Annotated in this window: 21 protein-coding genes; 7 read left to right on the forward strand and 14 right to left on the reverse strand. The window is 71.1% G+C overall.

The window, feature by feature from the left end:
- Positions 1-3: 3 nt before the first annotated feature.
- Genes IE317_RS23320 through IE317_RS23340 form a run of 5 tightly spaced genes read right to left on the reverse strand, consistent with a single transcriptional unit; the run spans position 4 to position 4,946 of the window.
- The gene (locus IE317_RS23320) at positions 4-1,242 is read right to left on the reverse strand and encodes a CaiB/BaiF CoA transferase family protein (RefSeq protein WP_191313456.1); all 1,239 of its coding nucleotides are present in this window, start codon (positions 1,240-1,242) and stop codon (positions 4-6) included.
- A complete protein-coding gene (locus IE317_RS23325; RefSeq protein WP_191313457.1) occupies positions 1,239-2,378 on the reverse strand; it encodes a CapA family protein in 1,140 nt (379 codons plus the stop codon). The genes IE317_RS23320 and IE317_RS23325 overlap by 4 nt, the downstream gene beginning before the upstream one ends.
- Positions 2,375-3,160: an amino acid ABC transporter ATP-binding protein gene (locus IE317_RS23330; protein WP_229902877.1), complete on the reverse strand. Its 786-nt coding sequence runs from the start codon at positions 3,158-3,160 to the stop codon at positions 2,375-2,377. The genes IE317_RS23325 and IE317_RS23330 overlap by 4 nt, the downstream gene beginning before the upstream one ends.
- Positions 3,157-4,032 carry an amino acid ABC transporter permease gene (locus IE317_RS23335; protein ID WP_191313458.1) on the reverse strand — a complete coding sequence of 292 codons (876 nt, stop codon included), beginning with the start codon at positions 4,030-4,032 and terminating at the stop codon, positions 3,157-3,159. The genes IE317_RS23330 and IE317_RS23335 overlap by 4 nt, the downstream gene beginning before the upstream one ends.
- Positions 4,029-4,946, reverse strand: coding sequence for a transporter substrate-binding domain-containing protein (locus tag IE317_RS23340; protein WP_191313459.1), 918 nt, complete (start codon positions 4,944-4,946; stop codon positions 4,029-4,031). Before IE317_RS23340 ends, IE317_RS23335 begins: the two co-directional genes overlap by 4 nt.
- A 188-nt stretch (positions 4,947-5,134) precedes the next feature.
- Here IE317_RS23340 and IE317_RS23345 point away from each other — a divergent pair, with 188 nt between their 5' ends.
- Positions 5,135-6,124, forward strand: a complete 990-nt coding sequence (locus IE317_RS23345; RefSeq protein ID WP_191313460.1) for a PaaX family transcriptional regulator — start codon at positions 5,135-5,137, stop codon at positions 6,122-6,124.
- Positions 6,125-6,164: 40 nt separating this feature from the next.
- Here the strand turns inward: IE317_RS23345 and IE317_RS23350 are convergent, their stop codons facing one another.
- Positions 6,165-6,752 carry a TetR family transcriptional regulator gene (locus tag IE317_RS23350; RefSeq protein ID WP_191313461.1) on the reverse strand — a complete coding sequence of 196 codons (588 nt, stop codon included), beginning with the start codon at positions 6,750-6,752 and terminating at the stop codon, positions 6,165-6,167.
- Positions 6,753-6,851: 99 nt separating this feature from the next.
- On the opposite strand from IE317_RS23350, the gene IE317_RS23355 reads away from it, so the two are divergent.
- A complete protein-coding gene (locus tag IE317_RS23355) occupies positions 6,852-7,889 on the forward strand; it encodes an NAD(P)-dependent alcohol dehydrogenase (RefSeq protein ID WP_191313462.1) in 1,038 nt (345 codons plus the stop codon).
- Between the two features lie 77 nt (positions 7,890-7,966).
- Here the strand turns inward: IE317_RS23355 and IE317_RS23360 are convergent, their stop codons facing one another.
- Genes IE317_RS23360 through IE317_RS23370 form a run of 3 tightly spaced genes read right to left on the reverse strand, consistent with a single transcriptional unit; the run spans position 7,967 to position 13,281 of the window.
- Complete coding sequence (locus IE317_RS23360; protein WP_229902878.1) at positions 7,967-9,412, reverse strand: endo-1,4-beta-xylanase; 1,446 nt, start codon at positions 9,410-9,412, stop codon at positions 7,967-7,969.
- A gap of 11 nt (positions 9,413-9,423) precedes the next feature.
- A complete protein-coding gene (locus IE317_RS23365) occupies positions 9,424-10,872 on the reverse strand; it encodes an arabinofuranosidase catalytic domain-containing protein (protein WP_229902879.1) in 1,449 nt (482 codons plus the stop codon).
- Positions 10,873-10,902: 30 nt separating this feature from the next.
- Positions 10,903-13,281, reverse strand: a complete 2,379-nt coding sequence (locus IE317_RS23370) for a ricin-type beta-trefoil lectin domain protein (protein ID WP_191313463.1) — start codon at positions 13,279-13,281, stop codon at positions 10,903-10,905.
- Between the two features lie 360 nt (positions 13,282-13,641).
- Here IE317_RS23370 and IE317_RS23375 point away from each other — a divergent pair, with 360 nt between their 5' ends.
- On the forward strand, positions 13,642-15,015 hold the full coding sequence (locus IE317_RS23375; protein WP_191313487.1) for a glycoside hydrolase family 6 protein: 1,374 nt from the start codon (positions 13,642-13,644) through the stop codon (positions 15,013-15,015).
- Here the strand turns inward: IE317_RS23375 and IE317_RS23380 are convergent.
- Positions 15,003-15,557 carry a hypothetical protein gene (locus IE317_RS23380; protein ID WP_191313464.1) on the reverse strand — a complete coding sequence of 185 codons (555 nt, stop codon included), beginning with the start codon at positions 15,555-15,557 and terminating at the stop codon, positions 15,003-15,005. The genes IE317_RS23375 and IE317_RS23380 overlap by 13 nt on opposite strands.
- A 116-nt stretch (positions 15,558-15,673) precedes the next feature.
- On the opposite strand from IE317_RS23380, the gene IE317_RS23385 reads away from it, so the two are divergent.
- Both IE317_RS23385 and IE317_RS23390 read left to right on the forward strand, forming a co-directional pair.
- Entirely contained in the window at positions 15,674-16,264 is a 591-nt protein-coding gene (locus tag IE317_RS23385) for a TetR/AcrR family transcriptional regulator (RefSeq protein WP_191313465.1), read from the forward strand.
- Between the two features lie 61 nt (positions 16,265-16,325).
- On the forward strand, positions 16,326-16,976 hold the full coding sequence (locus IE317_RS23390; protein ID WP_229902881.1) for a DUF4230 domain-containing protein: 651 nt from the start codon (positions 16,326-16,328) through the stop codon (positions 16,974-16,976).
- Between the two features lie 39 nt (positions 16,977-17,015).
- Here IE317_RS23390 and IE317_RS23395 read toward each other — a convergent pair whose 3' ends face one another.
- Positions 17,016-19,358 carry a beta-L-arabinofuranosidase domain-containing protein gene (locus IE317_RS23395; RefSeq protein ID WP_191313466.1) on the reverse strand — a complete coding sequence of 781 codons (2,343 nt, stop codon included), beginning with the start codon at positions 19,356-19,358 and terminating at the stop codon, positions 17,016-17,018.
- A gap of 317 nt (positions 19,359-19,675) precedes the next feature.
- Between IE317_RS23395 and IE317_RS23400 the strand changes: the two genes are divergently transcribed.
- Both IE317_RS23400 and IE317_RS23405 read left to right on the forward strand, forming a co-directional pair.
- Entirely contained in the window at positions 19,676-21,025 is a 1,350-nt protein-coding gene (locus tag IE317_RS23400) for an RICIN domain-containing protein (protein WP_191313467.1), read from the forward strand.
- A gap of 11 nt (positions 21,026-21,036) precedes the next feature.
- Complete coding sequence (locus IE317_RS23405) at positions 21,037-23,883, forward strand: glycosyl hydrolase family 95 catalytic domain-containing protein (RefSeq protein ID WP_191313468.1); 2,847 nt, start codon at positions 21,037-21,039, stop codon at positions 23,881-23,883.
- Here the strand turns inward: IE317_RS23405 and IE317_RS23410 are convergent.
- The 3 genes from IE317_RS23410 to IE317_RS23420 are packed head-to-tail and all read right to left on the reverse strand — an operon-like array spanning position 23,869 to position 25,815.
- On the reverse strand, positions 23,869-24,453 hold the full coding sequence (locus tag IE317_RS23410; protein WP_191313469.1) for a TetR/AcrR family transcriptional regulator: 585 nt from the start codon (positions 24,451-24,453) through the stop codon (positions 23,869-23,871). The two genes, IE317_RS23405 and IE317_RS23410, sit on opposite strands and share 15 nt — an antisense overlap.
- The gene (locus tag IE317_RS23415) at positions 24,450-25,187 is read right to left on the reverse strand and encodes an alpha/beta hydrolase (protein WP_191313470.1); all 738 of its coding nucleotides are present in this window, start codon (positions 25,185-25,187) and stop codon (positions 24,450-24,452) included. The genes IE317_RS23410 and IE317_RS23415 overlap by 4 nt, the downstream gene beginning before the upstream one ends.
- A 55-nt stretch (positions 25,188-25,242) precedes the next feature.
- Positions 25,243-25,815, reverse strand: a complete 573-nt coding sequence (locus tag IE317_RS23420; protein ID WP_191313471.1) for a TetR/AcrR family transcriptional regulator — start codon at positions 25,813-25,815, stop codon at positions 25,243-25,245.
- Positions 25,816-25,892: the final 77 nt, after the last annotated feature.

Genomic DNA, 25,892 nt, shown 5'->3' on the forward strand with positions numbered 1-25,892 from the left:
CGTTCAAATGACCGCCTCCGAGACCAGTTCGGCCACCTGTTCTTCGGTGTAGCCGAGCAGCTCGCGGTAGACGTGCTCGTTGTGCTCCCCCAGTCCCGGCGCGGGCCGGTCGAGGGCGACGCGGGCGGCGGAGAACCGGATCGGCACCCCGGTCCCGGCCAGGTCGGCCACGTCGCCGTGGCGCGGGTGCCGCAGCGGCACGACCTCCTCGCGCGCCAGCACCAGGGGGTCGCGGACGGCCTCGCGCGGCTCGCGGACCTCGGCCGCGGGAACGCCCTCGGCGGTGAACGCGGCCAGGATCTCCGCCACGGGCCGCGTCCGGCACCACTCGCGGATCAGCGCGTGCAGCTCGTCGGCGGCGCGGACTCGCTGGTCCCGCGTGCGGTAGCGGTCGTCCTCGGCCAGCTCCGGGCGGCCGATGGCGCGCAGCACGCCGTGGGCGAAGCTGTCGGTCGGCGCGCACAGCGCCACATACCCGTCGGCCGCGGGCAGGATGCCGAACGGCGCCAGCCGCGGCACCATCGACCCGGTGCGCTGCGGCAGGCCGACCGCCTCGAAGGCGTCGAACGGCTCGCAGGCGACCAGCGAGGTCAGCGCGCCGAGCATGGAGACGTCCACGTGCTGGCCCTCGCCGGTGTGCTCGGCCTGCAGCAGCGCGGACACCGTGCCGATGACGGCGAACAGCGGCGCGAGGAGGTCACCGATCGGCAGCCCGAACCGGACCGGGCCCTCGTCGGGCTCGCCCGCGGTCATCATCACGCCGCTCAGCGCCTGGATGATCGAGTCCATCGCCTTGCCCGAGCCCGGGCCGCCCTGGGCGCCGAAGCCGCTGATCGAGGTGTAGACGAGCCGCGGGTTGATCTCGCGGACGCGTTCGTAGGAGATGCCGAGCCGGTCGGTGACGCCCGGGCTGTAGTTCTCCACCAGCACGTCGGCGTCCCGGACGAGGTCGGTGAACACCGCGTGCGAGCGCGGGTTCTTCAGGTCGAGGGTGACGCTGAGCTTGTTGCGGCCCCGCAGGAGCATCGACACCGAAAGGTCGTCGTCGTGCCGGCGGGCGAGGTTCAGCCCGTCGCGGCCGACGTAGGGCGCGTTGTTGCGCGAGGAGTCCCCGCCGGTGGCCGGGTTCTCGACCTTGATCACGGTGGCCCCGAGCCCGGCGAGCAGCAGCGTGGCGTACGGCCCGGCGAGCGCGGTGGTCAGGTCGACGACGGTGCGGCCGGCCAGTGGCTGGTCGGTCATGCGGGAACTCCCTCGGTGAGATCGACGAGCACTTCGCCGCCGCGGGTGGTGAACCGGCCGTTGAGCCGGGCCCCGCGGGTGATGTCCTCGACGTACTGGGTGACCGCCTCGCCTTCCGGCGTGCCGCCGACCGGGACCGGGCGGCCCTGGTCGTCGATCCGGCACGGGACGAACCCGGCTTCGCGCAACCCGGTCTCGTCGAAGCGGCAGAGGGCGATGGCGGTGTTGCGGCTTTCGGGGTGGAACGGGAAGAACGGCATGGCCGGGTCCGGTGCGAAGCCGTACAGCTTCGTCCGCCGCTCGGCCCATGCGCGCAGCTCGTCGGCGCCCACGCCCGCCCCCGGCGTCAGGGCGTGCGTGACGGTGGCGAAGTTGCCGAGCCCGTGGAAGATCGGCCGTCCTCGGTGGACTTCGATGCCGCGCATGATGTGCGCGTGGTGGGCGAACACGGCGTCGGCGCCGGCGTCGATCGCGGCGCGGGCGACCGGGCTCTCGTACATCGCGACTTCGACCGGGGTGTGCCCGACGCCCTTGTGCAGGGCCACCAGCACGACCTCGGCCTCGGCACGCAAGCGGCGCACGTCGTCGGCCATCGCCTCCAGGCTGTCCGGGTCGGCGAAGGTGTAGATCTTCGGCGGCCCGCCCGGGCTCGCGTGGTCCAGCTCGTAGTGGGTGAGGACGTGGACGTACGCGCAGCCGGGCTTGCGCGAGGCCGCCCAGGACTCGCGCGGGCCGACGCAGTTGTAGGACAGCACACCGATCCGCAGGCCACCGCGTTCGACGATCGCCGGGCGCCGGGCTTCGGCGAGGTTCGTCCCGGCACCCGCCGTCACCATGCCCGCCGCGCGGGAGTAGGCGATCGTGTCGGCCAGCCCTCCGGCGCCGGCGTCGAGGACGTGGTTGCCCGCCAGGGTGACCACCTCGAAACCGGCAGCGGCCACGGCTTTCAGCGCCGCGGGATCCGCGGGCGGCGCCGGGACGTCGGTGCTCTGCTGGACCGCCGTGGTCGAGTGCGGCACCTCGACGTGCCCGATCGCGAGATCCATCGCCCGCAGCACCGGCGCGGCCGGGGCGAGGAAGGACTCCGGCTCCGGTTCGTCCAGGATGAGGTCGCCCACGGCGCCGACGGTGATCACGAGACACGCTCCTTTTCGGACAGGTGGCGGGACAGGAAGGCGCGCAGCCGGTCGGTCCGCGGGCGCGCGAACAGCTCGTCCGGCGGGCCCTCTTCGACGATCCGGCCCGCCTCCATGAACACGCACCGGTCGGCCGCCTCGCGGGCGAAGGCCATCTCGTGGGTGACCACGACCATCGTCGTCCCGGCCGCGGCGAGGTCCCGCAGCACGGCCAGCACCTCGTCGACCAGCTCCGGGTCGAGGGCGCTGGTGGGTTCGTCGAACAGCATGATCCGCGGCCGGACCAGCACCGCGCGGGCGATGGCCACGCGCTGCTGCTGCCCGCCGGAAAGCTGCCGCGGGTAGTGCTCTTCACGTCCGGCCAGGCCGATGCGCGCCAGCAGTTCCCGTGCCTCGGTCTCCACACTGGACCGGTCGCGGCCGTGCACGCGGATCGCCGCGTCGGTCACGTTGCGCAGCACGGTGAACTGCGGGAACAGGTTGAACTGCTGGAAGACCATGCTCATCCGGCGCCGCTGGGCGGCGACCCGCCGTTCGGTGAGCGCGCGCAGCCCGCCCGGTGTGCGCCGGTAGCCCAGCAGCTCGCCGTCGAGGTACATCGCGCCGCCGTCGACCGGCTCCAGCTGGTGGGCGCAGCGGACGAGGGTCGACTTGCCGGACCCGGACGGCCCGATGACCACGACCGTCTCGCCCTCCCGGACCTCCAGGCTGACCCCGGCCAGCGCGGCCACCGGCCCGAACTGCTTGCGGACGTCGTCCAGCCGCAGCACCGGCCCGTTCATCGGGCACTCCGGTGGCCGCGGGAGAAGTGCCGTTCCAGCCGGCGTTGCCCGGCCGTCAGCGCGGTGACCACGACGAGGTACCAGAAGCAGGCGACCAGCAGCATCGGCACGATCTCGTAGGTCCGGTTGTAGATCACCTGCACCGAGTGCAGCAGGTCCGACATCGCGATGACCGAGACGAGCGCGGTGCCCTTGAGCACGTTGATGAACTGGCTGCCGGCGGGCGGGATGATCACCCGCATCGCCTGCGGCAGCACGATCCGCACGAGCGTCTGGCCCGGCGGGTAGCCCATCGCGCGGGCCGCGTCGCACTGGCCTGGGTCGACCGAAGCCACCCCGGCGCGGAAGATCTCCGCCAGGTACGCCGATTCCACCAGCGACAGCCCGAGCACCGCGGCGGTCAGCGGCGTGATGACGGTGTTGGCGTCCCAGGTGCCGAACACCGGCCCGAACGGGATGCCGAGCGACAGCTTCGGCAGCAGGTAGGCCAGGTTGAACCAGAAGATCAGCTGGACCAGCGGCGGGATGCCGCGGAACAGCCCGACCCACAGCGTCGCCACCCACCGGGCCGGCGCGAAGCCGCTCAGCTGCATCGCCGCGACCACCCCGCCGGCCAGCGACCCGAGCACCATCGCCGCGACCGCGAGCAGGACGGTGGTGCCCAGGCCCGCCATGACGCTCTTCTCGAAGAGGTACTTCGCGACGACGTCCCACTGGAAGCGGTCGTTGCCGGCCAGGAAGACGGCCAGCTGCGCGGCCAGCACCGCCAGCACGAGCACGAACAGCCAGCGCAGCGGGCGGAACCGGGCGCGCGCCCCGGCGACGTCGTCGCGGGACGGCGTCGTCTCCTCCACTGTGGACACGGCGGTCATTTCGCGGTCGCCGCGTCGAACACCGGCTGCGGGACGGTCACTTCGGACAGGCCCCACTGCTGCATGATCCGGGTGTAGGTGCCGTTGCGGAACAGCTCCTCGAACGCCTTCTGCAGCACCGGGCCGAGTTTTGCCGCCTTCGGCGTGTAGAGCGCGAGGTTGTCCTTCGTGGCGCCCTGTTCTTCGCTCTGCGTCACGTATTCGTACTGGCCCTTCTGCTGGGTGGTGACGTCGATCGCCGCGGCCTGGGTCATCCCGGCGGCCTCGGCGCGGCCGGACTTCGCGGCCAGCAGGGTGGCGTTCGTGTCGTCGAGCCCGACCACCTGCACGGCCGGCTTCTGTGAGCGCTCACAGAACGCGGACAGCTTCGCCAGCTGGTCTTCGACGACGCTGGCGGTGACCACCGCGACGCGCTTGCCGCACAGGTCGGCCGCCTGCTTGATGCCCGCGGCGGAGCCGGTGGGGACCACGTAGGAGGTCCGGGTGGTCATCCACGTGACGGTGTCGAACTGCTTCTCGCGCTCGGCGGTGGCCTTGACCGGCCCGTTGAAGGCGTCGTAGCGGCCACTGAGCATGCCCTGCAGCGCGGCCGGGAGCCCGCTGACGATGGTGGTTTCCGTGCGCACGCCCAGGATCTGGCCGAGCGCCTGCTGGAAGTCGTGGTCGATGCCGGTGACCGTCTTCCCGTCCGGGCCGACCGTGCGGTACGGCGGGTGCGAATCGCCGGCGAACCGGAGGACGCCGGCGTCCTTGACCGCCGGCGGCAGCTGGTCGTGCAGCGCCGGGATCGCGGTGAGCGCCGCGGCGGAGGGGGCGGCGGCCGCCCCGTCGTCGACCGTGCACCCGGCCACCGCGAGCCCGGCGGCGGCCACGGCGAGCGCGCTTCGACGCCATTGACGAAGTGAGGAACCCATGTCGTTTTCTTCCTGCGGGAGGCCGCCAAAGGGGCGGCGCGGAAACCTGGGAGAACGATTGGTTGCTATCTGGGCGCCGATCGTCGCATGATGTGTCGCGTGATTCAACCCCTCGGTTCGGCCGCCCGGCCGGAACTGCCACCATGGACCCCCGCGGCGGACCGGCCGCCGCGAGAGGCAGGAGCGCGATGACAGTGTCGCCCTCGGGGCCGCTGCCCCGCTCACAACAGGGAGCCGAGCCGCAGCTCCTGCTCACCTCCCTGCTCGGCGACTTCTGGTACTGGCGCGACGAGCACATCCCGTCCGCCGCGCTGGTCCAGCTGCTCGGCGAGTTCGACATCAGCCCGGCGAGCGCCCGCGCGGCGATCCGCCGGCTCGCCGCCCGCGGCCTGCTGACGGTGTCGCGCAGCGGCCGGACGACCGCGTACGGCATCCCGGCGCGGACGTCGGAGGTGATCATCGAGCGCACGCACCGGATGCTGACCTTCGGCACGACCGCGCCGGACTGGGACGGACAGTGGACGGTGGTCACGTTCTCCGTGCCGGAGCAGGACCGCGGCCTGCGCACCGCGCTGCGCTCGCGGCTGCGGGTGCTGCGGTTCGCGGCGCTGTACGACGGGGTCTGGATCAGCCCGCACGACCTCGCGGAACCGGCGCTGGCCGCGTTGCGCGAGCTGGACCTGCGCAGCGCGACGGTGTTCCGCGCGACCGAGGTCCCCGGCCCGGCCGCGGCGGCCACGGCCTTCGACCTCGGGCCGCTGGCCCGGGAGTACGAGCAGTTCGTCGAGCGCTACGAAGAGGTGCTGACGGGCTTGGACGCGGGCCTGATCAGCCCGGCGCAGGCGCTGCGCACGCGCACCGAGCTGCGCGTGGACTGGCGCCGGTTCCCGGAGACCGACCCGGACCTGCCGGCGGAACTGCTGCCCGCCGGCTGGGCGCGTGACCGGGCCCAGAAGGTGTTCCTGCAGATCTACGACCGGCTCGGCCCGCTCGCGGAGTCCCGCTTCCGCCAGGTGCTCGCCGACACCGACCCCGCCTTGGCGGAGCTGGCCGACCACCACGACTCGGCCAAGGTGGCGGCGTTGTTCGCCGAGCTGGGCGACCGCCACCCGGCGGGCGACACGCCGTTCGAGCAGGCCGCGGAAGCCCGCAGACTGGACGACGCCCGGCGGCCGTGAGCGGCACTTCCCGGGCCGGGCGTGCCGGAAGGTGCCGCGTTCAGGCCGGCGTGACGGCGCTGCGCACGCACTCCCGCAGCAAGGCTCGGCGCCGGTCGTGAACCTCGGCCGGCTCCGCTTCCGTGGCGGCGTAGACGTTGCTGACCGGTGACCAGGCCATGGACATCGCGATCACCATCGCCATCAGGTCGAAGGGGTCTCCCGCCCGGACCAGCCCGGCGGCCTGGGCCTCGGCAATGGCCCGCAGCTTGCGGTCGTCCAGCCGGTCGGCGTCGGCCACCAGGTGCCCGGCCGGCCGCCGTTCGAGCCGGGCCCAGGTGGCGAGCCGGATGAGGTCCGGGCGGCGCAGGTACTCGTCGTAGAGGCGGACCGCCCACCCCGCGAGGTCGGCGCCGTCGATCGGCACCACGTTCACGATCCGCTCCAGCGAGGCGAAGAAGATCGCGTCGAACAGCCCGTCCTTGCTGCCGAAGTAGGCGTACAGCTGGGCCCGGTTGGTCCGGGCGGCCTCGACGATCCGCTCGACGCGGGCACCGGCGATGCCGTACCGGGCGAACTCGTCGGTCGCCGCGTCCACGATGCGCTGTTTCGTGGCGGCTCCGCGGGAGGTCAGCTGCTTGTCGGCCATGGGCCGAAGCCTACAACAGAACAGTCGGTTTGCTTTGTCCGGCCGACCGGGCTACCGTCGGTAAAGCAAACCGACTGTTCTGTTTTTCGAGGAGCTGCGATGCGGACCACCACCGGCTGGCTGGCCGGCCCGAACGAGCGGACGCTCCGGCGCGCCACGATCCACCGGCGCGACCTGCGCGACGACGACGTGGCGATCCGCGTGGACCACTGCGGGGTCTGCCACACGGACCTGCACTCACTGCACGGCGCCCGGGACGCCGCGCTGGTGCCGGGCCACGAGTTCACCGGCGTCGTCACCGAAACCGGGCCGGCCGTGACGCGGTTCGCGCCCGGCGACGCGGTGGCCGTCGGCAACATCGTCGACTCCTGCGGCGAGTGCGCGATGTGCCGCCGCGGTCAGGAGAACTTCTGCGCCGCGTTCCCGACGCTCACCTACGGCGGAACCGACCGCCACGACGGCTCCCCCACGCTGGGCGCGTTTTCCCGGGAATACGTCGTCCGCGAAGACTTCGCCTACCGGCTCCCCGCGGGTCTGGACCCGGCGGCCGCCGCGCCGCTGCTGTGCGCGGGCATCACGGTCTGGGAACCGTTGCAGGCCCTCGGAACGGGCCCCGGCACCCGGGTCGCGGTGGCCGGGCTCGGCGGCCTGGGCCACCTGGCGGTGAAGTTCGCGGTCGCCCTCGGCGCCGAGACGACGGTCATCAGCCGGTCCGACGGCAAGGCCGCCGACGCGAGCCGCCTCGGCGCCCACGACCTGCTGGTGTCGACGGTCCCACAGCAGCTGGCCGCGGCGAGAGACCGCTTCGACGTCGTCATCGACACCATCGCGGTGCCCCACGACCTCGGCCCGTACCTGCGCCTGGTCGCGCTGGACGGCACCCTCGCCCAGGTCGGCCACCTGGGTACGCTGACGGTCGAGGCGATGGACCTCCTGGTGGGCCGCAAGAAACTGACCTCGGCGGGCAGCGGCGGCCGGCCCGCCACCGCGGCGATGCTCGACTTCTGCGCCCGCCACGGCATCACCGCGGACGTCGAAGCCGTGCCGTCCGCCCGGGTGAACGAAGTGCTGGACCGCCTGTCCGCAGGCGACGTCCGCTTCCGGTTCGTCCTCGACCTGGCCGATCTCGACGCCTGAGCCACCCAGCGCCGACGGGGGCTTCCCCCGGACGGGGACGTCACACGCCTGGTGGCGTCCCCGGCCGGCCTACGGGCCTATCCCACCGCCCACCGCTGGTTCGACCCACCGTTGCAGCTCCAGATGATCACCTTGGTGCCGTTGGCGGTCGCCGCGCCGCTGACGTCCAGGCACAGCCCCGACTGGCCGTTCGTGACGGTCCCGCCGCCGGTGAACGTCCACTTCTGGCCGTTGCCGCCGCTGCAGTTCGCGATGACCGCCGCGGTACCGGCGCTCGTCCCGCCGCCCGCGGTGTCCAGGCAGCGCTTCGTCCCACCGGAGTAGACGCTCAGCTCGCCCGCGCTGCCGCGGGTCCACTGCTGGTTCGCCCCGTTGTTGCAGTCCCAGATCTGCACCTGGGTACCCGCCGTGGTCGATGAGCTCGGCACGTCCAGGCAGCGGTTCGAGGCCACCGCGCGCACCGGGCCGGCGCCGCCGGGGTCGGGGGTGCCGCCGTTGAGCGTGTCGAGGACCGCCGAATACGCCTGCTTCTTCCCGTAGTTGCCGTCGAACAGCAGCGGGGTGTCGCCGGAGCGCCACGAGTACTTGTCCGTCACGCCCCACACGGTGATGCCGGTGCAGCGCGAGACGGCTATGCAGGCCTGGGTGACCTGCCGGTAGACGTTCGCCTGCCCGGATCCCGAGCCGCCGACGTCCAGCTCGGTGATCTGCACGTCGACGCCGAGGTCGGCGAAGCGCTGCAGGTTCGCCTGGTAGCTGCCGAGGTTGGAGTTCGAGCTCAGGTGGCTCTGGAAGCCCACGCAGTCAATCGGCACGCCGCGGCTCTTGAAGTCCCGGACCATGTTGTAGATGCCGGTGCTCTTCGCGTTGATGCCGTCGGTGTTGTAGTCGTTGTAGCAGAGCTTCGCGCCCGGGTCGGCCGTGCGGGCCGCGCGGAAGGCGTCCTCGATGTAGCCGTCACCGAGCTTCTGCTGGAAGGTCGCCTGCCGTCGGGTGCCGTTCTCCTCGAACGCTTCGTTGACCACGTCCCAGGCGATGACCTGGCCCTTCCAGTGCCCGGCCACCTGGCTGATGTGGTTGAGCATGGCCGAACGCAGGTTGTTCGCGTCCAGCCCGCCGACCCACGGCGCCAGCTGCTGGTACCACACCAGCGTGTGCCCGCGGATCTTCATCCCCTTGCTCTTCGCCTGGCTCACGATCCGGTCGGCGGGCGCGAAGTTGAACTGGTTGCGGCTGGGCTCGACCGTGTCCCACTTCATCTCGTTCTCCGGCGTGACGCCGTTGAACTCCGCCGTCCACGTGTTCACGTAGGCCGCTTCGCCGAGGTGAGCGGTCGAGATGGCGGCGCCGAAGTACCGGCCGGTCTGCGCGGCCGCGGCCCCGAGCGTGCTCGCCGCCCCGGCGACGCCGGGCGAGAGCACCAGCGCGGTCGCCGACAGGCCGGCCGCGGCGAGGACGGTGACGGCGGTCCGGAGACGCCGCCGTGGAGGTGCACCGGTGATCATCGAAAGCCTCGATTCCATCCAGGACGGGGTCAGCCCAACGTCCACTGCTGGTTGCTGCCGCCGTTGCACGTCCACAACTCGACCGGGGCGCCCTCGGCCGTCGAAGCGCCGGTGACGTCCAGGCACAATCCGGACTGGGCCCCGGTGACCGTGCCGTTCGAGTTGACGTTCCACTGCTGGTTGGCCTGCCCGTTGCACGTCCAGGTCACCACCTTCGTGCCCGCGCTGGTGCCCTGCCCGGACGCGTCCAGGCACAGCGTCGCCCCGTTGAGGGTGGCCGTCAGCCTGCCGTCCGAGGTGCGCGTCCACGCCTGGTTCGGCTGGCCGGAGCAGCCGGCGATCTGCAGCTGCGTGCCCTGGGTCGCGTTCGGGGCGGACAGGCACTTGCCCGCGCCGACCGCATGCACCGGCCCGGTTCCCGTGTTGCTGCCGCCGGTGCCGTACCCGGCCGCGACGATGTTGGCCTGGACGGCGTTCTCGGTGGCGTCCGACGGGTAGCCGGACGTCATCACGCCCTCGTAGAACGTGCCCGCCGAGCCGATGCTGTTGTCGCCGCCGGTGCCGAGGATGATGGCGCCTTCCTTGCGCATCGGGTTGTACCCGGACACGTTGGGCCGCACGCCGTCGTAGAAGGTCGACACGCCACCGGACTGGGCGTTGCCGCCGCGGATGGCCCACCGGTTCGGACCGCCCTTGACGATCGCCGTCAGGTACCGGTGGCTGATGCTCGGGTCGTTGGCGTTGTAGCGCTGGTTGACGCCGGAGAACAGCCCGTTCTCGAGGTCCGCCATGATCCACGGCCCGTTGCCGGCGCCGTAGCCCCAGACCTTGATGTTGCCGAAGTAGATGGCTTCCATCGTGCCGTTGCCGTTGTCCCGGCTGTTGCGCTCGGCGTTGCCGTAGTCGAAGCAGCAGCCGCCGTTGTAGTGCGTGCCGTCGAAGATCGCGTACATGCCTTCCGGCTGGTCGCCGGTCGCGGTCCCGGTGGCGTTGTTGTTGCGGTATCCGGTACCCGGCGCCACGAACACGCCGTACGCCTTCTGCCCGCCGACCGTGGTCGGCGCGGCCGTCGCGCTGGCCAGGTTGTCGTACCCGCCCGGTGCCGGGCCGGAGAAGCCGCCCGGCGGGGCCTGGGTCAGGTGGTTGTTCCGGCCGGACTGGTCGTAGATCACCGTGATCAGGCACGACGTCCCGGCGCAGAACGAATCCTGGGCCGCGGCGTTCGCGACGCCGCCCGCACTCAGCACGCCGATGTCCCGCGTCGTGTTGTCCGACGCCCGCCGCACCTGGTACAGCGAGCCGCTGTAGGTGCCGTACAGCGCCCGGGTGGTCGAATGCGCGGCCACACAAGGCGTTCCCCCGGCCGCGTAGATGTCACACGGACCTTCGGTGGCGGCCTGCGACGGCGTCGCCGTGCCGGCCACCGCACCCGCGGCGATCACCACGGCCGGCCACAGTCTCGTCCAGCGCTTGCTCATCGCGAACTCCTTTGTCCGGACGGAATTCCGCTAGCTCCGCGTCCACTTTTGGGCGTTGCCGCCGGTGCAGGCCTGCAGCGTCACCGGCGTGCTGTTCCCGGTGCCGTTGCCGCTCGGCGTCAGGCACAGTCCTGATTGGACACCGGTGATCGTTCCGTCGGCGGCGACGTTCCACTGCTGGTTGGTGCCACCCGAGCAGTCCCAGATGATCGCCCGGGTGCCCGCGGAGGTCCCCGCGCCCTCGGCGTCGAGGCACTTGCTGCCGTACACCTGCAGCTGCTTCCCGGACGTCGACGTCCACTGCTGGTTGCTGCCGCCGTTGCAGTCCCACAGCGTCACCTGCGTGCCGTTGGTCTGCGACACGTTCGGGACGTCGAGGCAGCGCCCGGCCGCGGTGTTGCGCAGCACCGACGTCGACCCGCCGCCCGAACCGGCGACGGCGAAGTTGTCGAACTGCGCGGTCTCCCCCACGGCCGTGCCGATGCCGACCTGGCCGGCCGGGAAGGTGCTGTCGGTGACCGTGCCGACGACGGTGCCGTCGACCGAGGCGGTGATGGTGCTGCCGGAGAAACCGAGGGACAGCTTGTGCCAGCTGCCGGTGCCGAGCGCGGTCGTCGTCCCGGTGCGCAGCGTCGTGTTCTGCTGGCTGGTGTTGTTGCGCCGGATCGACCAGGCGCCGGTGTCACTGACCCGGAAGTAGTACGCGTTCAGCGCGCCCTGGTTGCCGGTGTCCTGCGAGCCGGCCCGGCCGAGCAGCTCGACGTACCCGGGCTTCTCCAGCAGCACGTCCGTGCTGAGCGTGTAGTTGCTCCAGGCGATGTTGCCCAGCAGGGCGTAGGGATCGACGAACTTCTTCCAGGGGATGGTCTTCTGCGTGGCGGCCTGGCGCACGCAGGTGCCCGCGCGGCCCGCGCCGCAGGCGGCGGTCTCGAACGCGCCCTCCATGTCCATCAGGTACTTGGCTTCCTTGCCCTTCGCGTACGCCTCGAAGTCGTCGCTGTAGGGCAGGTTGAGCGAACCCTGCGGCGGGCTGGTCGCGGTGCCCTTGCCCTGCCCGGTGGTGGTCGTGATCGTGTAGAGGTAGCCGGGCTGGGCGGTCAGGGAGAAAGCGCCGCCGTTCGGCGTGATGTCGGTGCTGTGGACGAAGTGGTCGCTCCCGTTGTTCGAGTTGAGGTTGGTCGCCCACACGTGCACCTGGCCGGTGGACAGGCCGCCGGTGACGTTCAGGTTCAGCGTCTGGGCCGACGTGGCGTCCATCGTCTCGATGATCGTGCTGTAGTCGGTGTTGTTCGGCGACTTGAGCGAGACGTAGCTGCCGTTGCTGCGGTTCCCGCCGAGGTAGCCGCTGGAGGCGTCGAGGTACTTCCAGCCGGGCGCGGTGAACTGCGTCGTGTGGGCCAGCGCCCACGCGTCCTTGCCGACCGAGTAGTAGCCGGACCACGGCTGGTTGGCGAGCATCAGCCCGACGGTCGGCCACGGGATGTTCGGGGTGACGGCGGCGATCAGGTCCCAGTTGAGGTACGCGGTCATCTTGCCGTCGAGGTAGACGCGGTTGATCCCGCGGGCCAGCGGCTTGGCGCCGTCGTTGTAGTCCTGGGAGCCGTTTTCGCTGGACCACAGCGTCTTGCCGGTGTTGGTGACGTTCGCCGGCACGCTGCAGGAGGTCTGCGCACTGAGGTAGCCGCACGTGTAGTGTGCGCTGAGCACGTCGGTGGCGTTGCGGTAGGCCGTGTTCGTCGAGATCGCGCTCGCCGGGCCCCAGTCCCCCGGCCACGAGTCACCGGAGATGATCTTGATGGCGCTGTACCCGTTGGCGTTGAGCGCGTTGCGGAGGGTGACGGTCCAGTCCGCGCTCCACTGCTTCTCATTCTGGACGCTCGTGAGGTAGTCGATGGTCAGCCCGTGCTGCTTCGCGCACCCCAGCCACGACAGGTAGTAGTCGGTCAGGTCGTTGGAGAAGAAGGTGCCGTTGCCGATCCAGCCCGGCGCGCCCCAGGGCAGGCCCACGAGCTTGATGCCGGGGTTGCGCAGCTTGGCCTGTTCCATGATCCACCACTCGTACCCGCGGTTGCAGTCGAGATCGCCGCGGAAGTGGGCGTGGCTCGGCTCCGCGCCGCTGGTGGAGTTGGTGTCCCCGCCCATTTCCACCTTGAGGATCTGCAGGGCGGCCCCGTAGCCGGGCTTGAACAGGTAGTCGAGGATCTGCCCGCGCTGGGGCTCCGGGTAGTCGATCAGCAGGCGGCTGTTGCCCCCGCCGCCGCTGACCGCGCCGACGCCGTCGAACGTGCGTCCGCCGGAGCTCCCGTTGATCGTGATCGAGGTGGCGGCCTGGGCCGGCGCCGCGGCGACGACGCTGCCTGCCACGGCCAGGACGACCGCGGTGACCACCGCTGTCGCGCTCCGGAACATGGGTGTCCTCACTTCCGACGCAGGGCGGCACCCGGCGAAAGTTCCGGGTCTGCCGGCGAAACAATCGAACGATCGACGAAGGGGGGAAACGCCCTCGTCCGGCCGGGAATCCGCCCAGGAGAACCCATCTTCGTCGATGGTGACCACGCGCTGCGTTAACGCTAACAGTCACCTTGCCGCCGAACAACTGTCGTTCTTCGCCCCGATGTAATTTTCGGGGCGGCGGGCGAAAGCGGCGCCCGCGCCCCTTTCCCGGACCGCATTCCCCGGCTACAGTCTCGGACTGCTGGGAGCGCTCCCAGCGGACTTTTCCGGCGCCAGCCCGTCGTTCGAAGGAGAACGTGCATGCGAAGCAGGACAGTGGCCGCGGGCGGACTCGCCGCCGTCGCCGTGACCGGCGTCGTCGCCACGACCACGTGGGCCGGCGCGCAGGCCGCCGCCTCGGCGTACTACACCGATCCCGGCACCAACGCGGCCAAGTGGGTCGCGGCGAACCCCGGCGACTCGCGGGCCGCGGTCATCCGCGACCGGATCGCCTCGGTACCGCAGGCACGCTGGTTCACCACCACCAACACCTCCACCGTGCGCGGCGAGGTGGACGCCTACGTCGGCGCCGCGGCCGCCGCCGGGAAGATCCCGATCATGGTCGTCTACGACATCCCCAACCGCGACTGCGGCGGCGCCAGCAGCGGGGGCGCGCCCTCGCACGACGCCTACCGCGCGTGGATCGACCAGGTGGCGGCCGGGCTGGCGGGCCGTCCGGCGGCCATCGTGCTCGAACCCGACGTGCTCCCGCAGATGACGAACTGCCAGAACAGCGACCAGCAGCGCCAGACCACGGCGTCGATGGCGTACGCGGGCAAGAAGCTCAAGGCCGGCTCGTCCCAGGCGAAGGTGTACTTCGACATCGGGCACTCCGCGTGGCTTTCCGCCGGCGAGGCCGCCTCGCGGCTGCGGGCCGCCGACATCTCGAACAGCGCCGACGGCATCTCCACCAACGTGTCCAACTACCGTGCGACGTCCGACGAAGTCGCTTACGACAAGGCGATCCTCAACCAGCTGGGCGATTCGCGGCTGAAGGCCGTGATCGACACCAGCCGCAACGGGAACGGACCGCAGGGCAGCGAGTGGTGCGACCCGGGCGGGCGGGCGATCGGCACGCCGAGCACCAACCAGACCGGCGACAGCCAGATCGACGCGTTCCTGTGGATCAAGCCGCCGGGCGAGGCGGACGGCTGCATCGCCACGGCCGGCCAGTTCGTGCCCCAGCGGGCCTACGACCTCGCCGTCGCGGCCGGGCCGATCCAGACCACCACCCCGACGACACCCACGACGCCGACCACGCCCACCACGCCCACCACGCCCACCACGCCCACCACGCCGACGACCCCGACCACGCCCACCACCACGACCCCGCAGCCGACCGGCGGCTGCAAGGTCACCCACCGGGTGGTCAGCTCCTGGCCGACCGGGTACACCGGCGAGATCGTCATCGAAAACGACGGCGCGATCATCAGCGGCTGGACGCTGACGTTCTCCGCGCCCGGCGTGACCGTCACCCAGGGCTGGAACGGGACCTGGAGCGACACCGGCGACGCCGTCAAGGTGACCAACGCGTCGTGGAACGGCAGCCTGAGCTCGGGCGAAACCACCACGATCGGCTACAACGCGACCTACAACGGTGGCACGCCGCCGTTCCTGCAGCCGCAGCTCAACGGGATCTACTGCGGCTGAGCCCGGCGGCCCAGCCGCAGCGCGGAGACGAGGAAGAAGATGCCGCCCAGCGTGGCGTACCCGGCCAGTGCCGTCAGCGAAGCACCGTCCATTGTGGCCTGCACGATGAAGGAAGTGCCGGCCACGACGGAGATCGCGCCGCTGAGGATCATCGGCCACTGGCCGCCGAGGCCACGCCGGGCGGCACCGACGACGAGCTGGACAAGACCGGCCACGATCGCCCAGCTGCCCCACACGCGCAGCACGCCGGGGATTCCGGACGCGGCGGCGACGGCCAGGCCGGCGGCGGCGAGCAGGCTGATCGCGACGTTCACGTAGAGCGCCGTGACCGGCCTGCCCGCCCCCGCCGAACGCGCGTCCAGCACCGCGGCGACGACGTCGAACAGCGGGTACAGCACGAGCAGCGCGATGCTGACCGGCCCGAGGCTCGAGGCCGTCGCGAAGAGCAGTCCGGCCCAGACGAGGGCGAACGCGAAGCGGACGAAGTAGAGCCGCCGCAGGGCCTGGGCGTGGCCGGCGGCCGGAACGGTGTCGGTGGTCATGGGCTCTCCCGGTAGATAGAACGATCTGTCTCGTTGGCGACTATGGCAGCGCCATGCCGTCGCCGTCAAGACCGACCGTTCTATCTGCTAGGCTGGCTGCGTCCCGGGAGGTGACCTTGTCCGAAGCACGAGGGCGGCTGCTGGCCTCGGCGAGCCGGCTGTTCTACACCGAAGGCCTGCACTCGGTCGGCATCGACCGGGTCATCGCCGACGCCGGCGTCACCCGCGCCACGCTCTACCGGCACTTCCCCAGCAAGGACGACCTGCTGGTGGCCTACCTGACCGAGGCGGACGCCCTCATCCGGACCCAGGTGGAGTCGGCACGGAACGCGGCCGGCGGCTCGCCCCGGGAGGCCGTCCTGGCGGTGGCCGCCACGATCGCCGACGGCATCCGGTCACCCGGGTTCCGGGGCTGTGCGTTCCTCAACGCCGCCGCCGAATACCCCGACCCCGGCCACCCGGTGCACCAAGCCGTTCTCGCCCACCGGCAGTGGTTCCTGGACACGGTCACGGAACTGCTGGCCGCCACCGGGGAAACCGCTCCCGGGCCGGCCGCCCAGCACTTCGTCATGCTCCGCGACGGCGCGATGGCCGCGGGCTGCCTCACCGACCCGGTCCCGATCTGCGCCACGTTCCTCCGTGGCGTGGAAGGGATCCTGCGGTACCGCAACGCGCCGGTGGCGGCCGGCGTCAAGCGGCGGAAGTGAACCCGGCCGGCACTGCGGACGGCTCGATTGGCCGTGCGGCCGGATGGGTATTCCTCCCGGTATGGGTGCTTGGGGCAAACGGCTCATCGCGTTGGCGGCGGCTGTGGTGGTGCTGATCGCCGCGATCCTGGTCGCATCGGCGGTGCACCTGTTACCCCAGTTGCGCAATCCGTTCGCCCAGAAGACCGAAGAGCACTCCGGTCCGGTGCTGCTGCAGTCGATCGTCGAGCTTTCGCGCTACGAGGCGGCCAGCGGCTCGTTCCAGGTCGTCGTCGACATCAAGAGCAGCTCCGTCCTGCCCGGCTTCCTCGTGGGCAGCGACACCCTGTTCATCGGAGTCGGCACGGACAACGCCTTCGTCGACTTCTCGCGGCTGAAGAGCGACGCCGTCCAGGTCTCCGAAGACCGCCAATCCGCCACGATCACCCTGGGCCACGCGCAGCTGGAGCCGGCCACCCTGGACGTCCACGAGTCCCGTGTGTACGCACAGCAGCAGGGCCTGTTCACCCGGATCAACGAGTTCCTCAGCGGGAACCCGAACTCGCAGCAGGCGTTGTACGAGCTCGCCCAGAAGCAGATCCAGGCCGCCGCCGCGAAGAGCTCCCTGATCGCCGACGCCGAGCGCAACACCCGGACGATGCTGACCGGCCTGCTGCAGTCGCTGGGCTTCAAGACCATCACCGTCAAGTACGCCGACAGCAATCCCGGCTGATCCCGGCCGGCGCCGCACCCGCGACGCCGGCCGCGTCGATCAGCCGTTGCGCACCAGCCGCCACCGGTTGGCCGCGGCGCCGTTGTCCGGGCCCTGCACGGCATACGCACCCGCCGCCGTTGAGCCGTTCTCGATCGTCAGCAGCTTGCCGCTGTTGACGTTGCGGATCTTCGAGGTCCCGTCGCCCTGGTCGACGAGGGTCCAGCGGTGGTCGGCGGTGCCGTTGTCCGACCACTGCAGGACGCGGGCGTTGTCCGCCGTGGACATGTCCAGGACGCCGAGCACCTTGCCGCTGTTGGCGTTGCGGAACCGGACGGCGCTGCCGTCGGTGATCATCTCCCAGTTGTGGTCGGCGGTGCCGCTGTCGGACCACTGCAGCGCGCGGCCGCCGTCGGCGGTGGACATGTTCTCGACGCCCAGCACCAGCCCGCTGCCCACGTTGACCAGCCGGTAGGTGCTCGCACCGGCGCCACCGGTGTTCCAGTAGACGGTGTAGTTGAAGCCCTGGGCGTCGTAGAAGGGCACCAGGCTGACGGCGGAGCCGTTCGCGGTGGCGCTGAAGGTCAGTGCCGTGCTGCTGGTCCGGGTGACCGAGTTCGGGTTCAGCGACGGCAACGCGGAGAGCGTGCTGGTGCCGTAGTTGCCGGCCAGCACGACCGGGCCGTAGGTGACCGCCGCGACGTTCGCGTTGTCGTTGGCCGCCTTCAGGGCGACCTTCATCGGCAGCCGGACGGTGACCGTGTCGCCGGAGATCCAAGCCCGGGTCAGGGTGGCGTAGCTGCCCGGGGTGGCGGTCACGTTCTGCGCGACGCCGTTGACGCTGATGGTCGCCCCGCTGGTCCAGCCCGGGATGCGGAGGCGCATCGCCCAGGCCCCGCTGACGCTCCCGGTCACCGTCAGTGTGCTGGTGTCGCTCGCCGGGAAGGACGTGGTCTGGGTGACCGTGATGCCGCGCTCGGTCCAGGTGAGCACCGAGGGCAGGAACTGGTTCACGATCAGCGTCGTGCCGGCGTAGAAGTAGATCGAGTCCGACAGCTTCGTCTGGGTTTCCAGGCCGCTGCCCTGGCAGCACCAGAACGAGTCGTAGTCGGTGCTCCACGTGCCGCCGCCCCACGCCGGGCCGAGGCCGCGGCGGCCGCCGGGGTTGAGCGAGCTGAAGTACGTGATGTGGCCGTGGCTGTCGGCCGGGTTCTGCTGGCCGATCATCTGGTTGAGCAGGGCACGCTCGTAGTAGTCGGCCAGGTCGGCGCGGTCCGGGTACAGCGCGATCAGTTCCCGGGTCAGCTTGAGCATGTTGTAGGTGTTGCAGCTCTCGCACGTGTCCTGGTTGAGGTACCCGGCGATGGCGTTGGGCGCGCGGAAGTGCTCGGCCTGGCTGTTGCCGCCGATGGCGTAGGTGTGCGCGCCCACGGTGATGTTCCACGCGTTGGTGGCGATGTCGCGGTAGCGGGTGGTGCCGGTGGCCTTGTACTCCCGCGCGGCGCCGATCCACTTGGGGATCTGGGTGTTGGCGTGCAGCCCGTTGAGCTGGTCGCGGTTGGCGGCGAGGGGGTCGAACACGGCGGCGTGGTCGAACCGCTGCGCGGTGGTCAGCCACCGCGAGTCGCCGGTGTACTGGTAGAGGTCCGTCAGCACCGCGTTCATGCCGCCGAACTCGGTGTTGAGCACCGACTGCATCTGGCTCGCCGAGAGCCGGGCGGTCCGCCGGTCGACCCACGCCGCCAGGTTCAGCAGCACGTCGCGGGCCTGGGTGCTGCCGATGTACCGCCACACGTCGAGCAGGCCGGCCATGGTCTTGTGGATGCAGTAGTAGGGCACGTTGCCGTTCGACAGGCGCCCGGCTTCGAGGTTGTCGAAATCGGCCTCGGGGAACCCGGACAGGTATCCGGCGGTGAACCCGGCGGCGCCGTTGTTCGCCTGGCACTTGGCCAGCTCCGCCACCATGGTCGTGGCCTTGTCCCGGCACGTGGTGTCGCCGGCGACGGCCCAGAGCTGGGCCCACGCGGTCAGGAAGTGGCCCTGGACGTGGCTGCGGAACGGGAAGGTCGGCGCGTCCCAGCCGCCGTTGGTGGCCGCGCCGTTCGTGGAGAGCCGGTGGTTGGCGCGGAAGACGTAGAGCAGCCGGTTGACGTCGACGAACCGCAGGTAGTTCTGCGTCCGGTTCTGGTTGTCCAGCCACCGGCTCGCGGTCAGCCGCACCTGGCCGAGCTCGAACGGGAACGCGGACACCCCGGTGTCCGGGCGGACCGGGCCGACGGCCGCGGCTGCGGTGGTGTCCGCCGAAGCGGCGGGCCCCCAGCCGACGGCGGATCCGGCCGCGGAGGCGATGGCGGTGGCGCCGGCGGCTTGCAGCAGCCGACGGCGACTGAAGGAGGAGGTCACCGGGTGCTCCGTTCGTCATTGAGCGGGACAGGGGACGGGCGGCGTGAATGTTAGCGCTAACAAGCCACGCTGTCACGACCCTTCCGCGACCGATGTCGCCGCACGGCCCTCGGTGGAGTCTCCGGCGAGCCGGGGACCAGGGCGATCGGGAATCGTTCTCCACAAATAGCGGAATTCGTTTTCGACTATTTCGACGAACTGAAAATTTCATTTCACGCTGGACGGCCGTTCGAAATCCGTGCTACAACCGGAACACCTTGAGCAGGCGCCCGACGCCGAAGGCCCGAGGAATTCCCCATCGGCCGAAGGGATTTCGCATGCCCAAGTTCGGATCACCGTTCCGGACCATGGTGACCGCCGCCCTGCTCGCACTGGCCGTCTGCGCCGCTCCCCCGGGCGCCGCTGCGGCGGCCCAGGCGGGCACGCCCAGCGCCGGCTGCGGCAAGAATCCCACGCTCACCAGCGGTAAACGCACGATCCAGAGCAACGGCAAGAGCCGCAGCTTCATCCTGCAGCTACCCCCCACCTACGACAACAGCACGCCGCACCGGCTGGCCTTCGGCTTCCACTGGCTGGGCGGCACCGCCGAACAGGTCGCCTCCGGTGGCAGCGACGGCTACGCCTGGGCCTACTACGGCATGCAGTCCCAGTCGGGAAACTCGACGATCTTCGTGGCCCCGCAAGGCCTCAACAACGGCTGGGGCAATTCCGGCGGCGAAGACGTCACCTTCACCGACGACATGGTCCGGCTGGTCGAGAACGACCTGTGCGTCGACACGACGCAGCTGTTCTCCGTCGGCTTCAGCTACGGCGGCGCGATGAGCTACGCGCTCGCCTGCGCCCGGGCGAGCGTCTTCCGCGCGGTCGTGGCCATCGCCGCGCCCGGCGCGATCAGCGGGTGCAGTGGGGGCACCCAGCCCATCGCGTACATGGGGATCCACGGCGTGTCGGACAACATCGGTGCCGGGCGGGGCCTGCGGGACACGTTCGTCCGCAACAACGGCTGCACCCCGCAGAACGCGCCGGAACCCGCGCCGGGCAGCAAGACGCACTACCTGACCGTCTATTCGGGGTGCCGGGCCGGCTACCCGGTGGTCTGGGCACCGTTCGACGGCGGCCACCAGCAGGGCCCGGTGGACGGCTGCACCGGCTGTGAGAGCGGCGCGCGGAGCTGGGACAAGGCCGAGATCTGGAAGTTCTTCAGCCAGTTCGGCGGCAGCGACCCGAACCCGCCCACCTCGCCGGTGCAGGTCGGCGTGAACTACTCGCTGGTCGCCGCCCACAGCGGCAAGTCGGCGGACATCAGCGGCGCGTCCACCGCGGCGGGCGCCACCCTGATCCAGTGGTCCTCGCACACCGCGGCCAACCAGCAGTTCGACTTCCTGGCCTCCGCCGACGGCTATTACCGCATCCGCGCCCGCCACAGCGGACTGGTCCTCCAGGTCGCGAGCACGGCCTCCGGCGCGGACATCGCCCAGCAACCCGACACCGACGCGGCCACGCAACAGTGGAAGGTCACCGACCAGGGCGGCACGGTCAGCCTGGTCAACCGGGCCAGCGGCCTCGCGATGGACGTCTGGGGCGCCTCGACCGCCGATGGCGCGCGCATCTCGCAGTACGCCGTCTCCGGGAACGCCAACCAGCGGTTCCAGCTCCAGCGCTCCTGAGGAGGACGACGATGGCCGACCTGACCCGACGACAGGCGATCCGGCTGGGTGCCGGGCTGGTGCCCCTCGTGTGGACGGCGACCGCCCGGCCCGGCTCGGCCGCGCCGGCCGACGTCCGGGCGGTGAACGACCTGGCGCTGTGGTACGACAAGCCGGCCGGCACCGAGTGGCTGCGGGCGCTGCCGATCGGCAACGGCAGGCTGGGCGCCATGGTGTTCGGCAACACCGACACCGAACGCCTGCAGCTCAACGAAGACACCGTCTGGGCGGGCGGCCCCCACGACTACAGCAACACCCAGGGCGCGGGGGCCCTCGCCCAGATCCGGCAGCTGGTGTTCGCGAACCAGTGGACCCAGGCGCAGTCGCTGATCGACCAGAAGATGCTCGGCACGCCGGCCGCCCAGCAGCCGTACCAGCCCGTCGGCACGCTCAGCCTCGCCCTCCCGGGCGCGACCGCGTCTTCGTACCAGCGCTGGCTCGACCTGACCACGGCCACGACGGTCGTCACCTACGTCGCGAACAACGTGCGCTACCGGCGCGAGGTGTTCGCCAGCGCCGTGGACCAGGTGATCGTCATGCGGTTGACGGCGGAGACACCCGGCTCGATCTCGTTCTCCGCGTCGTTCGGCACTCCCCAGCGGGCGTCGACGTCCAGCCCGAACGGCACCACGATCGCCCTCGACGGCATTTCCTCCGACAGCCGCGGCATCCCCGGCTCGGTCCGGTTCCTCGCCCTGGCGAACGCCACCGCCGAGGGCGGGACGACCAGCAGTTCCGGCGGCACGCTGCGGGTGTCCGGGGCCAACGCCGTGACGCTGCTGATCTCGATCGGCACCAGCTACGTCGACTACCGCACGGTGAACGGGGACTACCAGGGCATCGCGCGGACCCGGCTGGCCGCCGCCCAGGCGCTCTCCTACGACTCCCTGCGCAGCCGGCACGTCGCCGACTACCAGAAGCTGTTCGCGCGCACCACCCTCGACCTCGGCCGGACCACCGCGGCCGACCAGCCGACCGACGTCCGGATCGCGCAGCACAACAGCGTCAACGACCCGCAGTTCGCCGCCCTGCTCTTCCAGTTCGGCCGCTACCTGCTGATTTCCTCGTCCCGGCCGGGCACCCAGCCGGCCAACCTGCAGGGCATCTGGAACGACAGCCTGAACCCGTCGTGGGAGTCGAAGTACACGCTCAACGCCAACCTGCCGATGAACTACTGGCCGGCCGACGTCACCAACCTCGCCGAGTGCTACGAACCCGTGTTCGCCATGATCGCCGATCTCGCGGTCACCGGCGCCCGGACCGCGCAGGTCGAGTACGGTGCCCGCGGCTGGGTCACCCACCACAACACCGACGGGTGGCGCGGTTCCTCCATTGTGGACTTCGCGCAGGCCGGCATGTGGCAGACCGGCGGCGCCTGGCTCGCCACCATGATCTGGGACCACTACCGCTTCACCGGCGACGTCGCCTTCCTGCGCTCCCGCTACCCGTTGCTGAAGGGCGCCGCCCAGTTCTTCCTCGACGCGCTGGTGACCGAACCCTCGCTCGGCTACCTGGTGACCAACCCGTCGAACTCGCCCGAGCTGAACCACCACACGAACGCGTCCGTGTGCGCCGGGCCGACGATGGACATGCAGATCCTGCGTGACCTGTTCGACGGCTGCGCGGGCGCGTGCCAGGTGCTGGGCGTGGACGCCGCCTTCGCCGACCAGGTCAAGGCGGCCCGGCAGAAGCTGGCCCCGATGAAGGTCGGCTCGCGCGGCAACATCCAGGAATGGCTCTACGACTGGGTGGAGACCGAACAGACCCACCGGCACATCTCGCACCTCTACGGCCTCTACCCCAGCAACCAGATCACCAAGCGCGGCACGCCCACGCTGTTCACGGCCGCCCGCAAGACGCTCCAGCTGCGCGGCGACGACGGCACCGGCTGGTCATTGGCGTGGAAGATCAACTACTGGGCCCGGATGGAGGAGGGCGCGAAGGCCCACGACCTGCTCCGGCTCCTGGTGCGGACGGACCGCTTGGCGCCCAACATGTTCGACCTGCACCCGCCGTTCCAGATCGACGGCAACTTCGGGGCGACGTCCGGCATCGCCGAACTCCTGCTGCACAGCCACAACGGCGAGCTGCACGTCCTGCCCGCACTGCCGCCCGCCTGGCCCGCCGGCAGCGTGACGGGCCTGCGCGGCCGCGGCGGCTATACGGTCGGCGTGACCTGGAGCGCGGGAGCGGCGACACAGCTCACCATCACGCCCGACCGCGACGGGGACGTCCAGGTCCGCAGCCGGCTGTTCTCCGCGGCCTACGAGGTCCTGGACACCACGAGCGGCGCCAAGATCCAGCCGACATCCGTCGAGACCGATCTGGTCCGCTTCACCGGTCAGGCGGGGCACACCTACCAGGCCACTTCCCTCGGCGGGCCACCGCCGGTGGTCGAACCCGGGGTGAACTACCGGCTCGTCGCCCAGCACAGCGGCAAGTCGGCCGACATCAACGGCGCCTCGACCGCCGCCGGGGCGGCGCTGATCCAGTGGCAGTCCGGCAGCGGACTGAACCAGCAGTTCGACTTCCTCGCCTCGGACGGCGGTTACCACCGCGTCCGGGCCCGGCACAGCGGGCTGGTCCTGCAGGTCGCGAGTTCGGCCTCGGGCGCGGACATCACCCAGCAACCCGACACCGGCGCGACGACCCAGCAGTGGAAGGTCACCGATCAGGGTGGCGGCGTGGTGAGCCTGGTCAACCGGGCCAGCGGTCTCGCGATGGACGTCTGGGGCGCCTCGACCGCCGACGGCGCGCGCATCTCCCAGTACGCCGTCGGCGGCGGCGCCAACCAGTGGTTCCTGCTACAGCGCGTCTGACCGGCGCAGGCCGTTGACCAGCAGTTTCACCAGATGCCGGGCGTCGTAACGGGCCGCCGTCCCGGCGCCGGCGCAGAGGCTGCCGACGCCGCGCATCAGCTCGTAGGCGTCCTGGCCGGGGACGATCTCGCCGGCCGCGGCCGCCGCGTCCAGCAACTGCGTGCACACGGGGCCGAGGCGTTCGAGGAAGTAGGCGTGCAGCGGGTCGTAGCAGGCTTCGTCGGACTGCAGCACCGACGCCAGCCCCTGCTTGGTGATGACGAAGTCGACGAACCGGTCGATCCACTTCACCAAGGCCTGGTGCGGCCCGGGTTCGCCGGCGAGCAGGGCGGGGCCGGCTTCGGCCAGGGCTTCGACCTGCAGCCGGTACACCGCGAGGATCAGGTCGGCCCGGGTCGGGTAGTGGCGGTAGATGGTCGCCGTGCCCACCCCGGCCCGGGCGGCGATCTCCCGGATCGGCGCTTCGACGCCGGACGTCACGAACACCGCCGCGGCGGCCTCCAGGACGTTCCCGGCGTTGCGCCGCGCATCGGCGCGCCGCGGCGATTTCGCTGCCGCCGTCTCGCTCACGACCGCATGCTACCGGCGCCCACCGGCTCGCCGACGTCGAGCAGCAGCCCGGCCAGCTCCTCCGGCGCGGTGATCATGCAGTCGTGCCCGGCGGCGAGCTCGCGCACGTCCGCGGGCTCGCCGTTCGGCTGCACGGCGGGCACCGGGCGCCGGTCGAACCCCGCCGGCTTCACCGTGCAGTGGATGTGCGTGCGCGGGATCGCCGCGGCGGCCGGGTTGGCCAGCGTGACCCGCTCTTCGAGGCACCGGACCGGCTGGTCGGACAGCATGGTCCGCAGCCACGCGACGTCCCCCGGCTCGGTCACCCCGAACAGGCCGAAAGGCGGGGGCAGTTCGGGCAGCGGCGGGACGCGCCAGCCGGTCCCGAGCATGCTGCGGGTGACCGGCATGACGTCGATCGCGTTCTCCCCGTCGGCGGGCACCATGGCGTCGAGGTACACCAGCCGGGCGATCCGCTCGGGCACCTCGTCGGCGACCGCGGAGATCACCAGGCCGGCGTAGCTGTGCCCGACCAGGACGACGTCGTGCAGGTCCGCTTCGGCCACCAGCCGCACGACGTCGGCGGTGTGCGTGCGGAGCCCGACGTCCGGGGTCAGCAGGTGCCGGGTTTCGCCGTAGCCGGTGAGCGTCGGGGTGAACACCGGCCGCCCGCTCGCGGCCAGCCGCGGCACGACCCGCGCCCAGCACTGCCCGGTGTGCCAAGCGCCGTGGACCAGCACGTAGGTGATCGCCATGGGGAGCTCCTCAAGTGGGACAGTGTCCCGATTAGCATACGGGACAGTGTCCCACTTAGGCGCGGTGGGCTCGTAGGCCGTTGATCGCGATCGTGGTGAACCGCCGGGCGGCCGCCACCCGGGCCTCCGGGGAGCCCGCCTGGAGCCCGCCGGTCGCCATCAGCACCAGGACGACGTCGTCCAGCGTCGTCTCGGGGCGCACCCGGCCCGCGTTCCTCGCGCGGCGCACCAGCTCCGCGAGCGACTTCAGCGCCCGCTCCCGCTCGGCGGTGAAGTCCATCGGGAACGCCGACAGCAGCGCCGCCGTGATGGCCCGGTCGCGGGCGTACAGCTCACCCAGCCGCTCGAGCACCGTCTGCAGGCCGCGCCAGGGATCCGGGTCGGCGAGCGCGCCCTCGACGATCGCGTAGCACCCGTGCAGCCGCTCTGAAAACGCCTCGGTGAACAGTTGCTCCTTGGTCGGGAAGTGGCGGTACAGCGTCGCCGGGCCGACGTCCGCGTGCCGGGTGATCTCCCGCATCGGCGCGCTGGGACCTTCGGCCGCGAACACGGCCCGGGCGGCTTCGAGGAGGCGTTCGCGGTTGTCGCGGGCGTCCGAACGCCGGATCCGAGGCACTTGACCGGTCATGGTCTCACTTTAGGCGTACCGGACGGGGGCGTCCGTTACGGTCACGGCCGCATCCGACCCCCGGGAGATGATCGTGA

Source organism: Amycolatopsis bullii (genome assembly GCF_014654205.1).
Classification (GTDB): domain Bacteria; phylum Actinomycetota; class Actinomycetes; order Mycobacteriales; family Pseudonocardiaceae; genus Amycolatopsis; species Amycolatopsis plumensis.